This window comes from Burkholderiales bacterium, from assembly GCA_035543335.1.
In the GTDB taxonomy this organism is placed as follows: Bacteria; Pseudomonadota; Gammaproteobacteria; order Burkholderiales; family JAHFRG01; genus JAHFRG01.
This window is the reverse complement of record DASZZH010000034.1, coordinates 39,864-53,884: the sequence shown is the minus strand read 5'-3', so window position 1 is coordinate 53,884 and position 14,021 is coordinate 39,864. Positions and strand designations below refer to the sequence as shown.

Annotated in this window: 13 protein-coding genes; 1 reads left to right on the top strand and 12 read right to left on the bottom strand. The window is 57.9% G+C overall.

The annotated features are described in order from the left end of the window. The 12 genes from VHE58_09470 to VHE58_09415 all read right to left on the bottom strand — a co-directional run. Window positions 1-501: acetyl-coenzyme A synthetase N-terminal domain-containing protein (locus tag VHE58_09470; GenBank protein HVS27505.1), on the bottom strand; the 501-nt coding region annotated here is incomplete at its 3' end. A gap of 13 nt (window positions 502-514) precedes the next feature. Next, window positions 515-1,504, bottom strand: coding sequence for an oxidoreductase (locus VHE58_09465; protein HVS27504.1), 990 nt, complete (start codon window positions 1,502-1,504; stop codon window positions 515-517). Between the two features lie 130 nt (window positions 1,505-1,634). Continuing rightward, entirely contained in the window at window positions 1,635-3,065 is a 1,431-nt protein-coding gene (gene lpdA / locus VHE58_09460) for a dihydrolipoyl dehydrogenase (GenBank protein HVS27503.1), read from the bottom strand. A 106-nt stretch (window positions 3,066-3,171) separates the two neighbouring features. Then, window positions 3,172-4,344, bottom strand: coding sequence for a 2-oxoglutarate dehydrogenase complex dihydrolipoyllysine-residue succinyltransferase (gene odhB, locus VHE58_09455; GenBank protein HVS27502.1), 1,173 nt, complete (start codon window positions 4,342-4,344; stop codon window positions 3,172-3,174). An 18-nt stretch (window positions 4,345-4,362) separates the two neighbouring features. Next, on the bottom strand, window positions 4,363-7,254 hold the full coding sequence (locus VHE58_09450; protein ID HVS27501.1) for a 2-oxoglutarate dehydrogenase E1 component: 2,892 nt from the start codon (window positions 7,252-7,254) through the stop codon (window positions 4,363-4,365). Window positions 7,255-7,265: 11 nt separating this feature from the next. Beyond that, entirely contained in the window at window positions 7,266-8,570 is a 1,305-nt protein-coding gene (gene gltA / locus VHE58_09445) for a citrate synthase (protein HVS27500.1), read from the bottom strand. A 61-nt stretch (window positions 8,571-8,631) separates the two neighbouring features. Further along, complete coding sequence (locus VHE58_09440) at window positions 8,632-8,853, bottom strand: succinate dehydrogenase assembly factor 2 (GenBank protein HVS27499.1); 222 nt, start codon at window positions 8,851-8,853, stop codon at window positions 8,632-8,634. Window positions 8,854-8,867: 14 nt separating this feature from the next. After that, complete coding sequence (locus VHE58_09435; protein HVS27498.1) at window positions 8,868-9,563, bottom strand: succinate dehydrogenase iron-sulfur subunit; 696 nt, start codon at window positions 9,561-9,563, stop codon at window positions 8,868-8,870. Window positions 9,564-9,571: 8 nt separating this feature from the next. After that, entirely contained in the window at window positions 9,572-11,335 is a 1,764-nt protein-coding gene (gene sdhA, locus VHE58_09430) for a succinate dehydrogenase flavoprotein subunit (GenBank protein ID HVS27497.1), read from the bottom strand. Continuing rightward, window positions 11,336-11,683, bottom strand: coding sequence for a succinate dehydrogenase, hydrophobic membrane anchor protein (gene sdhD / locus VHE58_09425; GenBank protein HVS27496.1), 348 nt, complete (start codon window positions 11,681-11,683; stop codon window positions 11,336-11,338). Further along, on the bottom strand, window positions 11,677-12,051 hold the full coding sequence (gene sdhC, locus VHE58_09420) for a succinate dehydrogenase, cytochrome b556 subunit (protein ID HVS27495.1): 375 nt from the start codon (window positions 12,049-12,051) through the stop codon (window positions 11,677-11,679). Before sdhC ends, sdhD begins: the two co-directional genes overlap by 7 nt. 25 nt (window positions 12,052-12,076) lie before the next feature. After that, window positions 12,077-12,811 carry a GntR family transcriptional regulator gene (locus VHE58_09415; GenBank protein ID HVS27494.1) on the bottom strand — a complete coding sequence of 245 codons (735 nt, stop codon included), beginning with the start codon at window positions 12,809-12,811 and terminating at the stop codon, window positions 12,077-12,079. A 218-nt stretch (window positions 12,812-13,029) separates the two neighbouring features. Here VHE58_09415 and VHE58_09410 point away from each other — a divergent pair, with 218 nt between their 5' ends. Beyond that, on the top strand, window positions 13,030-14,016 hold the full coding sequence (locus tag VHE58_09410; protein ID HVS27493.1) for a malate dehydrogenase: 987 nt from the start codon (window positions 13,030-13,032) through the stop codon (window positions 14,014-14,016). The last annotated feature ends 5 nt before the right edge of the window (window positions 14,017-14,021 follow it).

The window sequence follows — 14,021 nt, the reverse complement described above, 5'->3', positions numbered from 1 at the left end:
GCCGCCGTCGGCGGTGATCATCAGCTTCGGTTTTGCGTCATCGATGCGTGCCGCCAGGCTCACCGCGGCAAAGCCGCCGAACACCACCGAATGAATCGCGCCGATGCGGGCACATGCCAGAATTGCGAACGCCGCTTCGGGAACCATAGGCATATAAATGATGACGCGGTCGCCTTTTTTGACGCCCAGCGACTGCATCATGCCTGCTGCGCGCTGCACTTCGGTGTGCAGTTCGCGGTAAGTGTAACTTTGCTCCTGGTTGACTTCAGTGGAAATCCAGATCAGCGCCTTCTGATCACCGCGCGTCTTGACATGACGGTCCACCGCGTTATGGCAAAGATTGGTTTCGCCCCCGACAAACCACTTGGCAAACGGCGGTTTGCTGTAATCCAGGACCTTATTGAACGGCTTGTGCCAATCAACCAGCTTCGCCTGCTCGCTCCAAAAGGCATCGGGTTGCTCTATGGAGCGGCGGTAAAACTCTTGGTAGCTTTGCGCCATTGGTCTCCCCTGCCTAGCTGATTTTAACCACCGTGCGTCCGCGTACCTGCCCTTTGAGAAAACCGTCGAACACCTGCAGCAATTCGTCGAGAGGAATGGTACGCGTCATGTCCTTTAAATGCGACGGGCGCATGTCAGTCGCAAGCCGCTTCCAGACTTCCAGCCGCTGCGGCATCGGCGTATAAGCAGAATCCACGCCGAGCAGGCTTACTCCGCGGAAAATGAAAGGCGCGACCGTGGTGTTGAGGCTGACGCTGGCGACCAAACCGATGCACGCGATCGTCCCGGCCTGCTTCATGGTGCTCGCCAGCCAAGCCAGCACGTCGCCGCCAAGGCTGTCCACCGCTCCTGCCCAAGTCGCTTTGTCCAAGGGCCGAATCTTTGACAAGTCAAGACTTGAGCGCAGCATCACTTCTTTTGCGCCCAGTTTTTTCAGGTAATCGGCCTCGGCCTCCTTCCCGGTCAACGCCACCACGTGGTAACCAAGCTTGGCAAGTAAATCAATCGCGATCGAGCCGACACCGCCGGTGGCGCCGGTGACGATCACCGGGCCGTTGGCGGGTTTGAGGCCTTCGTGCTCCATGCGCAGCACCGCAAGACCCGCCGTATAGCCGGCCGTCCCCAGCGCCATGGCATCAAAAAGGTTCAGACCTTTGGGCAGCGGCACCACCCAATCCGCCGGCACGCGCACGTATTCGGCATAGCCGCCGTCGTGAGAAACGCCCAGATCGAAGCTGGTCACGAGAATTTCATCGCCCACTTTGAATCGCGAATCGCTGCAGGAAACCACCGTACCGGAAACGTCGATGCCGCCGACGCAGGGAAAACGGCGAATCACCTTGCCCGCGCCGGTCGCCGCCAGCGCATCCTTGTAATTGACGCTGGAATAAGCGGCTTTCAGCACCACTTCCCCTTTATCCAGCTCATCCAGAGTCATTTCCACCACGCGGCTTTGGGTTTTGCCGGCTTCATTGAAAATCCGGTAAGCCTTGAATTTCTGCATGGACAATTTTTTAATCAGGCTCTAGTAGAAAAATTTACGACAGGTGAGTCTGCGAAAGGTAGCTGCGCGACTGCATTTCGATCAGCCGGCTTGCCGTGCGTTGAAATTCCCCCGCCGCCTCTCAAGCGGCTCATATATGCAAGGTGCGCTTGTCTACGCCCAGAGCTGCTTCGTGAAACGCCTCGGAAAGCGATGGATGGGCGTGCACGATGCGCGCGATGTCCTCCGCACTCGCGGCAAATTCCATCGCCACCACCGCTTCGGCAATCATTTCCGAAGCGTATGGGCCGATGATATGCACGCCGAGAATGCGGTCGGTTCTGGCATCGGCGAGGATTTTTACAAAACCGGCGGTTTCGCCGAGGCTCCTGGCGCGGCCATTGGCCATGAACGGAAACTGCCCGGTGCGGTATTGCGCTCCGGCTTTTTTCAATTCCTGTTCAGTTTTGCCCACCCAGGCGATTTCAGGCGAAGTATAGATAACCCAAGGAATAGTGTCAGGATTGATGTGTCCCGCCTGCCCCGCAATGGTTTCCGCCACCATCACACCTTCTTCGGAAGCCTTGTGCGCCAGCATTGGACCGCGCACCACGTCGCCAATCGCAAACAGATTGGGCAAATTGGTGCGGCAATGCGCATCGACCTCGATGAAGCCGCCGCCATCAAGCTTCAATCCCACTTTCTCCGCGCCCAAGCCGGACGTATTGGGCATGCGGCCAATGGCGACAATCAGCTTGTCGCATTCCAGCGTTTGACTGGCGCCTTGGGCATCCCGGTATTCCACCGTGACTTGTTTTTTTCCGGTTTTAACCGAAGTAATTTTGACCCCGGTGCGGATATCCAGTCCCTGCTCCCGGGTAAAAATCTTTTGTGCTTCTTTCGCGACCTGCTCATCCGCCGCCGGCAGAAATCCCGGCAGCGCCTCGAGAATGGTTACTTCCGAGCCCAGACGCCGCCACACGCTGCCCATCTCCAACCCGATCACGCCCGCACCGACCAAGCCCAGGCGTTTCGGCGCCTCATTAAATGCAAGCGCGCCGGCATTGTCCACAATCAAATTGTTGTCCACCTCCGCGCCGGGGAGCGGGCGCGGCACCGAGCCGGTGGCGATAATGACATGCTTGGCTTCTATTGTTTCCGTCTTGCCATTATCCGCAATTTCTATCCGATAAATCGCGCCGGCGGAAACCAGGCGGCCTTTGCCGTGCATGGCCGCGACCTTGTTTTTCTTGAACAGCAAGGCAATGCCGCCGGTGAAGTTCTCGACGATCTTGTTCTTGCGCGCCAGCATCGCCGCTACGTCCAGGCTCACGTTCTGCGCTTGGATGCCGTGCTCGGCAAACTTGTGCTTCACGCGTTGGTAATTCTCCGAGGATTCGAGCAGTGCTTTGGAGGGGATGCAACCGACGTTCAGGCAAGTGCCGCCAAGGCTGGGTTTGCCCTTGTCGTTTTTCCACTCGTCGACACAGACAGTGTTAAGACCCAGTTGCCCGCAGCGGATCGCCGCCACATAACCGCCAGGACCGGCGCCGATGACGGCCACATCAAACGTCTTCGCCATGATTTACCTTTAATAATTGCACCGCGGAGGTCGCCGAGGAAAACCAAATCAATTATTGGTTCTTGTCTTCCTCCGCGTCCTTTGCGTCCTCAGCGGTTCAAGATTTTCAGAGTTCCAACAGCAACCGCGCCGGGTCTTCCAGCGCTTCCTTGATCGCCACCAGCGATAGCACCGCTTCGCGCCCGTCGATAATCCGATGGTCATAGGAAAGCGCAAGATAATTCATCGGGCGCACCACGATCTGGCCGTTTTCCACCACCGGGCGCTCTTTTGTGGCATGGATGCCGAGGATCGCGCTTTGCGGCGGATTGATAATGGGCGTGGACAGCATCGAGCCGAACACCCCGCCGTTGGAAATCGAAAAGGTGCCGCCGGTCAGCTCTTCGAGGCTCAATTTGCCGTCCTGCGCGCGCTTGTCGAACTCGGCGATCTGCTTCTCGACGTCCGCAAACGACAACTGGTCGGCGTCGCGGATGATGGGCACCACCAGCCCGCGCGGAGAACCCACCGCGATGCCGATATCGAAATAACCATGATAGATAATGTCATTGCCGTCCACCGATGCATTGACGATCGGGAACTTTTTGAGCGCGGAGACGGCCGCCTTGACAAAAAATGACATGAAACCCAGTTTCACGCCATGCTCCTTCTCGAATTTTTCCTTGTAGTGGTTGCGCAGTTCCATCACCGGCTGCATGTTGACTTCGTTAAACGTAGTGAGAATCGCGGCCGTCTGCTGCGATTGCACCAGGCGCTCGGCAATGCGGGCACGCAGCCGCGACATCGGTACCCGCTGTTCCGGGCGGCTGCCGGCCGCCGCGGGTTCACGGGCTTTGGGCTGCGCGACACCTTCCTGATGCGCCAGCACATCACCTTTGGTGACGCGCCCGCCGCGGCCCGTGCCGCTGATTTCTGCGGGATCGAGCTTGTTTTCAGCAACCATTTTCCTGGCGGCCGGCAGCAAAACCGGTTGTTCCGCTTTGGCCGGCGCGGTTTTGGCCAGCGCCGATGCCGCTGAAGCGGAAGCGGCTGTCGGTTTGGCATCGGTATCAATGGTGGCGATGATTTCATTGCTGACCACGGTGGCGCCGTCGTTCTTGATGATTTTCGCCAGCACCCCCGAGCTTGGCGCGGGAAGTTCCAGCACCACCTTGTCGGTCTCAATGTCTATCAGATTTTCGTCGCGCTTGACCGCCTCACCTTGCTTCTTGTGCCACGCGAGCAGCGTCGCTTCGGCGACCGATTCCGATAGTTGCGGTACTTTGACTTCAATCAGCATGCTTTTTCCGTTAGTAATTTACCCGCCGCGCTGCGGTTTGCGTTGAATATTCTGCCACTCGGCGCCCTTCGCCGGAACGACAAAGTTATCCGTGATTTCCCCGAAAGCGGCATCAACGACCTCTTTCTGCTGTTGGTTGTGAAGCGAGAGGTATCCCACCGCGGGCGACGCCGATGAGGGCCGCAGGGCGTAGCTCAAGACCTGGTCGGCGCGCATATGCCGCAGGAGGTAGTGCTGGATGCGGTGCCACGCGCCCTGGTTGCCCGGTTCTTCCTGGCACCACAGGACCTCCTTCGCGTTGCCGTAGAGGTCGATCTGCTCCTGGAAATCGTCGTGAGGGAAAGGATAGAGCTGGGCGATGCGCACAATGGCGACATCCTTGATGCCGCGTTCCCGGCGCGCCGCGCGCAGATCGTAAAACACCTTGCCGCTGCAGAAGATCACGCGCTTGACGTTTTCCGGCTTGATGTCGGCGTCCCATTCGGCGTTAACGGGCTTGAACTTGCTTTCTGCAAACTCTTTCAGCGGTGACACCGACTCCTTATGGCGCAGCAGGCTCTTCGGTGTCATGATGACAAGCGGCTTGCGGTAAGGACGGATCATCTGCCGGCGCAGCAGGAAGAACATCTGCACCGGTGTCGCCGGCACGCAAACCTGAATATTGTAGTCGGCGCACAGTTGCAGGTAACGCTCCAGGCGCGCGGAGGAGTGTTCGGGTCCCTGGCCATCGTAGCCGTGGGGCAGCATCATGACCAGCCCGCTGATGCGGCCCCATTTGACTTCGCCGGCCGCGATGAACTGATCGATCACCACCTGGGCACCGTTGGCGAAATCGCCGAACTGCGCCTCCCACACCACCAATTCGTTCGGCTCCGAGGTTGAGTACCCGTACTCGAAACCGAGAACCGCTTCTTCCGACAGCACCGAGTCGATGACAAGGAAATCGCCCTGGTTGGGCGCTATGTGTTGCAGCGGGATGTAACTTCCCGAGTCCCATCTCTCCCGGTTCTGGTCGTGCAGCACCGCGTGGCGGTGGAAAAAAGTGCCGCGCCCGGAGTCCTGCCCCGAGATGCGCACCGCGAAGCCGTCCTTGAGCAGCGAGGCGTAGGCGAGGTTCTCCGCCATGCCCCAGTCAACCGGCAGCTTGCCCTGCCCCATCAGACGGCGGTCGGCGATAATCTTTTCGACCCGGGGATGGAGCTTGAAGTTCGGCGGTATGGTGGTCAGCTTTTCAGCCAGCATCCGCAGATCGGCGAGCGGCAGCGTCGTGTCGTCGTTCTCGTTCCACTTGGTGTTCTTGTAGGACGCCCAGTTCACCGCGAACGGCGGCTTGTAGTTTGAAAGAATGGTTTTGTTGGTGTGGGTGCCCGCATCCATTGCACTGCGGTAGGAATTAATCATTTCCTCGGCCTCGCCCGGCTTGAGGACTCCTTCTGCAACCAGTTTGTCTGCATAGAGCTTGCAGGTCCCGGGATGCTTGTTAATGATTTTGTACATCAGCGGCTGCGTAACCATCGGCTCGTCCTGTTCGTTATGGCCGAGCTTGCGGAAGCAGACCAGGTCCACGACCGCGTCCTTCTGGAATTTCATGCGGTAGTCGAGCGCGATCTCGATTGCCATCACCGCCGCCTCCGGGTCGTCGCCGTTGACGTGGAAGATGGGCGCCTCGACCATCTTCACCACGTCGGTGCAGTAGATCGTCGAGCGGCTGTCGCGGGGATCCGAAGTGGTGAAGCCGATCTGGTTGTTGACCATGATGTGCACCGTGCCGCCGGTGCCGTAGCCTCGCGTCTGCGAGAGGTTGAGCGTCTCCATGACCACGCCCTGCCCGGCAAACGCGGCATCACCGTGGATTAGCACCGGCAGCACCTGCTTGCCTTCGCGGTCTTTCCTGCGGTGCTGGCGCGCGCGCACCGAGCCTTCCACCACCGGGTTGACAATCTCCAGGTGCGACGGATTGAACGCCAGCGTCAGGTGCATCGGCCCGCCCGGTGTCATGACATCGGAAGAAAAGCCCTGGTGGTACTTCACGTCGCCGGAAGGCAGGTCTTCCGCGTGCTTGCCCTCGAACTCGGAAAACAGGTCCTTCGGCATCTTGCCGATGATGTTGACCAACACGTTGAGCCGCCCGCGATGGGCCATGCCGATCACCAGTTCCTGCACGCCGGCCCCGCCCGCGCGCTGCAGCAGGTTGTCAAGCATCGGGATCAGCGTGTCGCCGCCTTCCAGCGAAAACCGCTTCTGCCCGACGTAACGGGTGTGCAGATATTTTTCCAGGCCCTCGGCCGCGATGAGCCGCTCCAGGATGTGGCGCTTGTAATCGGGAGAATAATTCGGCTGCGAGCGGACCGACTCGAAGCGGTGCTGGATCCAGCGCTTCTGCGCAGTATCGGCGATGTACATGTACTCAACGCCGATATTGCCGCAATAGGTCTGCTTGACAGAGTGCAGGATCTCCCGCAGGGTCGCCGTCTCGGGGCCGACCAGCGAACCGGTGTTGAACACGGTGTTCATGTCCGCTTCGGCGAGTCCGTAATGCGCCGGGTCGAGTTCCGGGATGTGCGGCCGCTCATGACGCTTCAGCGGATCGAGAGTGGCGTGGCGCACGCCAAGGAAGCGGTGGGCGTTGATCAGCTGCAGGACTGAAACCTGTTTCTTCTCCGCCGCCGCGATGGTGGGAGTCGGCGCCGCCACAGCCTGGACATTGCCGCGGCGCTTCGCCAGCTCGACAAAGGTCTGCCGGATCAGGCTGTGCGAAACCTCGTTGGCCGTACCCTTGATCTGGTCAAAGTACTCGCGCCAGGCGCCGCTCACCAAATTTGGATCGCGCAAATAAGATTCGTACAATTCCTCGATGAACGGCGCATTCGCTCCGTACAGGTAGGAATTGCCCAGCATTTTTTGCCACATGATTATCTCCTTTACTTGCGCTTGGTGATCGGCACCACGTCGCGCTTCATCGCGCCGTTATAGAGTTGCCGCGGCCGGGCGATCTTGTATTCGGTGTCCGAGACCATTTCGTTCCATTGCGCAATCCAGCCCACGGTGCGCGCCATGGCGAAAATCGCGGTGAACATGCTCACCGGAATCCCCAGCGCGCGCTGCACGATGCCGGAATAGAAATCGACGTTGGGGTAGAGTTTCCTGGAAACAAAATAATCGTCTTCCAGCGCGATCTTCTCGAGCTCGACGGCAAGCTTGAACAGACGATCGTTTTGCAGCCCCAGCTCGTTCAGCACCTCGTGGCAGGTTTCGCGCATGAGTTTGGCCCGCGGGTCATAGTTCTTGTACACGCGGTGGCCGAAGCCCATCAGCCTGAAAGGGTCGTTCTTGTCCTTGGCGCGCTTGATGTATTCGCCGATGCGGGAAACGTCGCCGATTTGCTCCAGCATGTTGAGACAGGCCTCGTTGGCGCCGCCGTGCGCCGGCCCCCACAGGCAGGCGATGCCGGCGGAAATGCAGGCGAACGGGTTGGCGCCGCTCGAGCCCGACAGGCGCACGGTAGAGGTAGACGCGTTTTGTTCGTGATCGGCATGCAGAATCAAGATGCGGTCGAGCGCGCGCACCAGCACCGGATTGACCTTGTAGTCCCCCGCCGGCGTGGAAAACATCATGTGGAAAAAATTCTCCACATAATTCAGCGCATTACGCGGATACATGAACGGCTGGCCGATGTTGTACTTGTAGCACATGGCGACAATGGTTGGCACTTTGGCGATCAACCGGTAGGCCGAGACTTCACGATGCTGTGCATCGCTGATATCCATGGCGTCGTGATAGAAAGCGGACAGCGCACCCACCACGCCCACCATCACCGCCATCGGATGCGCGTCACGGCGGAAGCCGCTGTAGAAGCGCGCCAGCTGCTCATGCACCATGGTGTGGTCTTTGATGGTGTTGTCAAAACTTTCCTTTTGCGCCTTGTTTGGAAGTTCCCCGTTCAGCAGCAGATAGCAAACCTCGAGAAAATCGCAATGCTGCGCGAGCTGCTCTATCGGGTAGCCGCGATAGAGCAGTATGCCCTTGTCGCCGTCAATATAAGTGATGGTTGAGGTGCAGCTCGCGGTCGAAAGAAATCCGGGATCGTAAGTAAACATGCCGCTCTTGGCGTGCAGCGTGCGGATATCGATCACCTCCGGGCCGATGGCTCCCGAAAGAATCGGGAATTCGATCGACTCCCTGCTGCCGTCGCTGAATGAAAGAACCGCTTTACGCTGCTTATCCATGATTATTTCCTTGGATTATTCATGATTGTTATCTTGCCCTGCGCGAGTCCAAACCATTGCCTCAGCTGCCACGCACCAGCCGCAACACCGTGTTGATACCGGAATCCGCCGGCTCGGCCCGGGCCATGATCAGATCCAGAAGCTCCTGATCCGGATAATCGAGAAGCTGTTCAAACGCCCGGATCTGGGGCTTGCTCAAGCCTGCATAATGCGTGTCCAGAAAACGGCTCAATAGCAAGTCCAGCTCCAGCAGGCCGCGCCGGCACTGCCACCGTAAACGCATTAAATCTTCACCTTTCATACGCTGCGCTTGACCATAAGCTCCTTGATTTTACCTATAGCGCGCGTCGGATTTAGCCCTTTCGGGCAAACGTCCACGCAATTCATGATGGTATGGCAGCGGAACAGCCGGTACGGGTCTTCCAAATCATCCAGCCGCTCGTTGGTCGCCCGGTCGCGGGAATCCACGATGAAACGGTAGGCCATCAGCAAGCCCGCCGGGCCGACAAACTTGTCCTGGTTCCACCAGAACGAGGGGCAGGCAGTCGTGCAACACGCGCACAGGATGCACTCATAGAGCCCGTTCAGCTTCTCGCGGTCCGCGGGTGACTGCAGCCGCTCCTTCTCGGGCGGCGGATCGTTGTTGACGACATAGGGCTTGATCGAGTTGTACTGCTTGAAGAACTGCGACATGTCCACAATCAGGTCGCGAATCACCGGTAAGCCAGGGAGCGGGCACAAGACCACCGGTTCCTTTAACTCGGCAAGCCGGGTGACACAGGCCAGGCCGTTCTTGCCGTTGATGTTCATCGCATCCGAGCCGCACACCCCTTCACGGCAGGAGCGGCGCAAGGAAAGCGAATCGTCCACCGCCTTGATTCGCTCCAGCGCGTCGAGCAGCATGCGGTCGTCGGGCTCGAGCTGGATGTCGTAATCCCGCATGTAGGGCTTGGCGTCCTGGTCCGGGTCATAGCGGAAAATGCTGAATCGCATGTCTGCTCCTAATAGACGCGGGCTTTGGGTTTAAACGTCTCGACGGTCAATGGTTTCAAATGCACCGGTTTGTAGACCAGACGCTGGCCGTCTTTATAGTAAAGGGTATGCTTGAGCCAGTTGATGTCGTCGCGCTTGTGAAAATCAACGCGGTCGTGCGCGCCGCGCGACTCGTTGCGCGCCTCGGCGGAAATCACGCTGGCCTGCGCTACTTCGATCAGATTATCAAGCTCCAGTGCTTCCACGCGCGCGGTATTGAACACCTTGCTCTTGTCCTTGATTTCTGTGTGCTTCACGCGCTCAACGATTTCCCTGATTTTTTTCACGCCTTCCCTCAGCAAGTCAGGAAAGCGGAACACGCCGCAATGCGCCTGCATGGTCTTGCGCATTTCCGCCGCCACGGTATAAACATTCTCGCCGTTTTGCTGGCTTTCCAGCCGCGTCAGCCGCGCCTGAGTAAGATCGCCAGCGTCCTTGGGCAGGTTCTTGTGGCTCGGGTTTTCCTCGAGAAACTTGAGCATGTGGTCGCCTGCCGCCTTGCCGAACACCAAAAGATCGGTGAGCGAATTGGTGCCGAGGCGGTTTGCACCGTGAATCGAGGCGCAGGCGCACTCGCCCGCCGCATAGAAGCCCGGCACCGGCTGTTCCATGTCGTCGCCTTTGGGCACGATCACCTGGCCGTGATAATTGGTCGGGATGCCGCCCATCTGATAATGGCAGGTCGGCACCACCGGGATCGGATCTTTCACCGGGTCGACGTTGGCGAATTTCCTGGCGATTTCACGAATGCCGGGCAATCGCTTTTCGATCACTTCCGGACCGAGATGATCGAGCTTGAGGAAAATGTAATCGGCATTTTTGCCGCAACCGCGGCCTTCCTTGATTTCGGTCGCCATGGCCCGCGACACTACGTCGCGCGAAGCCAAATCCTTCATGGTGGGGGCATAGCGCTCCATGAAGCGCTCGCCGTTCTTGTTAAGCAGATAACCGCCCTCGCCGCGCACGCCTTCGGTAATCAGCACACCGGCACCGGCGATGCCGGTCGGGTGGAACTGCCAGAACTCCATGTCTTCCAGCGGAATACCGGCACGTGCCGCCATGCCCAGGCCGTCGCCGGTATTGATGAAAGCGTTGGTGCTCGCCGCATAAATGCGTCCCGCCCCGCCAGTAGCAAACAAGGTCGCACGCGCTTGCAGAATCATCACTTCGCCGGTTTCCATTTCCAGTGTGGTGACGCCGAGCACATGGCCGCTCGGGTCACGAATCAGATCGAGTGCCATCCACTCCACGAAAAACTGGGTACGGGCCCGCACGTTGCGCTGATACAGGGTGTGGAGCATGGCATGCCCGGTACGATCCGCCGCACAGCAGCTTCTCTGCACCGGCCGCTCGCCGAAATTCCGCGAGTGCCCGCCAAATGGGCGCTGATAAATAGTGCCGTCCTCGTTGCGGTCAAACGGCATGCCAAAGTGCTCAAGTTCATACACCACCTGCGGCGCCATGCGGCACATAAACTCAATCGCGTCCTGGTCGCCGAGGTAATCGGAGCCCTTTACCGTGTCATACATGTGCCACAGCCAATTGTCTTCGCCCATGTTGCCGAGTGACGCCCCGATACCGCCTTGCGCCGCGACAGTGTGAGAGCGAGTGGGAAACACTTTCGACAGCACCGCGCATTTCAACCCGGCATCAGAAAGCTGCAACGCAGCGCGCAAGCCGGAGCCGCCGCCGCCAACGATCACCGCATCAAATGTTCTTTTCGCCAACGCCATTTACACGCTCCAAAGAATCTGGATTGACCACGCTGCATAGCCGATCAGTGCAAGAATTACCGGCGCCTGGAGCAACAAGCGCACGCCGGTTGGCTGGATGTAATCCATGAGAACGTCGTGTACGCCGATCCATGCGTGGATAAACATGCTCAACAAAAAAAGCAGGCTTGCCAGACGCATCCACTGGTCACTGAACAGCGCTTTCCATTCGGCATATTGCAGCGACGGCTGGACCAGCAGCACACAAAGCACAATCAACGTGTAGACGACCATCACCACCGCGCTCACACGCTGCACCAGCCAGTCACGCAGGCCGTGATGGGCGCCGAGGACGATGCGCTTCACCATAGCCTCGTCCCTATTAGCAGCGTTAGCACGATGCTCACAACCAATACCGCTACGCTGGTCGCCCGCGCCTGGGAAAGCTCGGTGCCCCAATGTACATCCAGCGTCAGATAGCGAATGCCGGCAAGGAAGTGGTGCAGAAACGCCCACAGCAAGCCGAACAGGATTAATTTCACCAGCGGGTTGGCCAGCGAGGACTTGAAGCCGGCAAAACTTTCCGGCGAAACAACGCTCAATTGCAGCAGCCAAAGTAAAAAAGGAATGAACAGAAACAGTGCCACGCCGCTGATACGGTGCAGGATGGAAACCCACCCCGGAAGCGGCAGCCGTATTTTCAGCAAATCGAGATATTTAGGTCGTTTTTTGCTCATTAGTTTTCAATTATATTACATGGACTTATACTATTTTATTCATGTAATAGTGTTCTTTGGCGTTGCACAGGCTTTTGCGCCACTCTACCGGTTTATCCCCATAGGTGTAAGCTACGCGCTCGATGGAAAGCAGCGGCGCACCCTCGGCCAGCTTTAATAATTTGGCGGCCTCGCTGCTGGCAGCCACCGCCTTGAGTTGCTCGACCACTTGGGTAATGCGAATGCCGAAGGCAGACTCGAACATACTGTACATCTTGCACCGGTGCTGGTTGATGACTTCGTCGTTAAGACCCTTAAACAACGCGGCGGGTACGCGGATTTCTTCCAGCAGCACCGGCTTTGCCGATTCCTTGAGCAAACGGCGGATCACTACCAGCGAGGCGCCGCTGTGGATTTCCAGGAGTTTTGCCGTGGCGCTATCAGCCTTGCCGCGCCGGCATTCCAGAAGCTCCCCTTCCGGATAAATCGCCCCGCCTTTGTCCGAGGTAATGCGCACGAAATGAAACTGGCGCCGCTCCTCAGTGTGTGAGGCAACAAAAGTGCCCTTGCCCTGGTGGCGGATCAGAAGGTTTTCATCGGCGAGTTCGGAAATCGCCTTGCGCACGGTGCCCTGGCTTACGTTATAGCGTGAGGCCAGCTCGGTTTCGCTGGGAATCGCTTCCCCCGGACGCCACTCCCCGGAAATCAGCCTTTGGGTGATCAGGATCTTGATCTGCTGGTAGAGAGGGCGAAAAGCCGGGGATGGATTGGCGTGGTTCATTGGCCTCAATTTCTAACACAAAATCGGCGTCCCGTCCATGATGTTATATATCTTTTATAAGATATAATAATTGATTGACAGGGACAGGGGTTATTTCATACCATGCCAAGAATTTATGCGGCCTTTTTCTAGCCTGCTTCACCACGGAAAACACCCTGAATTTATCCTCATATTAAACTTGAATAAAAATTCTTAATGATATGATTCATATAATTTAAATGGAAAAACCAGTTCGTGTTGCGGTTAGCGGTGCCGCTGGCCAAATTGGCTATGGCCTTCTTTTCAGAATCGCCAGTGGCGAAATGTTGGGCAAGGATCAGCCGGTGATCCTGCAGTTGCTCGAGATTCCCGATGATAAAGCTCAGGCGGCGCTCAAAGGCGTGATGATGGAACTCGAGGACTGCGCTTTTCCCCTGCTTGCCGGTATGACTGCCGCTCCCGATCCAAAAGCTGCATTCAAGGATGCCGATGCGGCGCTTCTGGTCGGCGCCCGTCCCCGCAGTAAGGGCATGGAAAGAAAAGATTTGCTCGAAGCGAATGGCGCGATTTTCACCGTGCAGGGGCGCGCGCTCAATGAGGTGGCAAGCCGCAACGTGAAAGTGTTGGTGGTGGGTAACCCCGCCAATACCAACGCCTATATCGCCATGAACAGCGCGCCCAGTCTTCCACGCGAATCCTTCACCGCCATGCTGCGGCTCGACCATAATCGCGCGCTGTCGCAACTCGCCGTTAAAACCGGCAAGCCGGTGGATTCGATAGAAAAACTGGTCGTCTGGGGCAATCATTCACCCACCATGTATCCGGATTATCGCTTCGCCACCATTGATGGCCGGAGCGTGAAAGCCATGATCAACGACGATAAATGGAACCGCGAGATTTTCATCCCCACTGTAGGCAAGCGCGGTGCGGCGGTTATCGAAGCGCGCGGCCTTTCATCCGCGGCTTCCGCCGCTAACGCCGCGATTGACCACATGCGCGACTGGACGCAGGGCACCAATGGCAAATGGGTGACCATGGGTATTGCTTCCGACGGCAGCTACGGTATTCCCGAAGGCATTATTTATGGCTTCCCGGTAACCTGTTCCGGCGGTAAATATCAAATCATCAAAGGCCTGGAAATCGACGGCTTCTCGCGAGAAAAAATGGGCGCGACGCTTAAAGAACTCCAGGAAGAGCGCGACGGCGTGAAGCACCTGCTCGGTTGATCAGA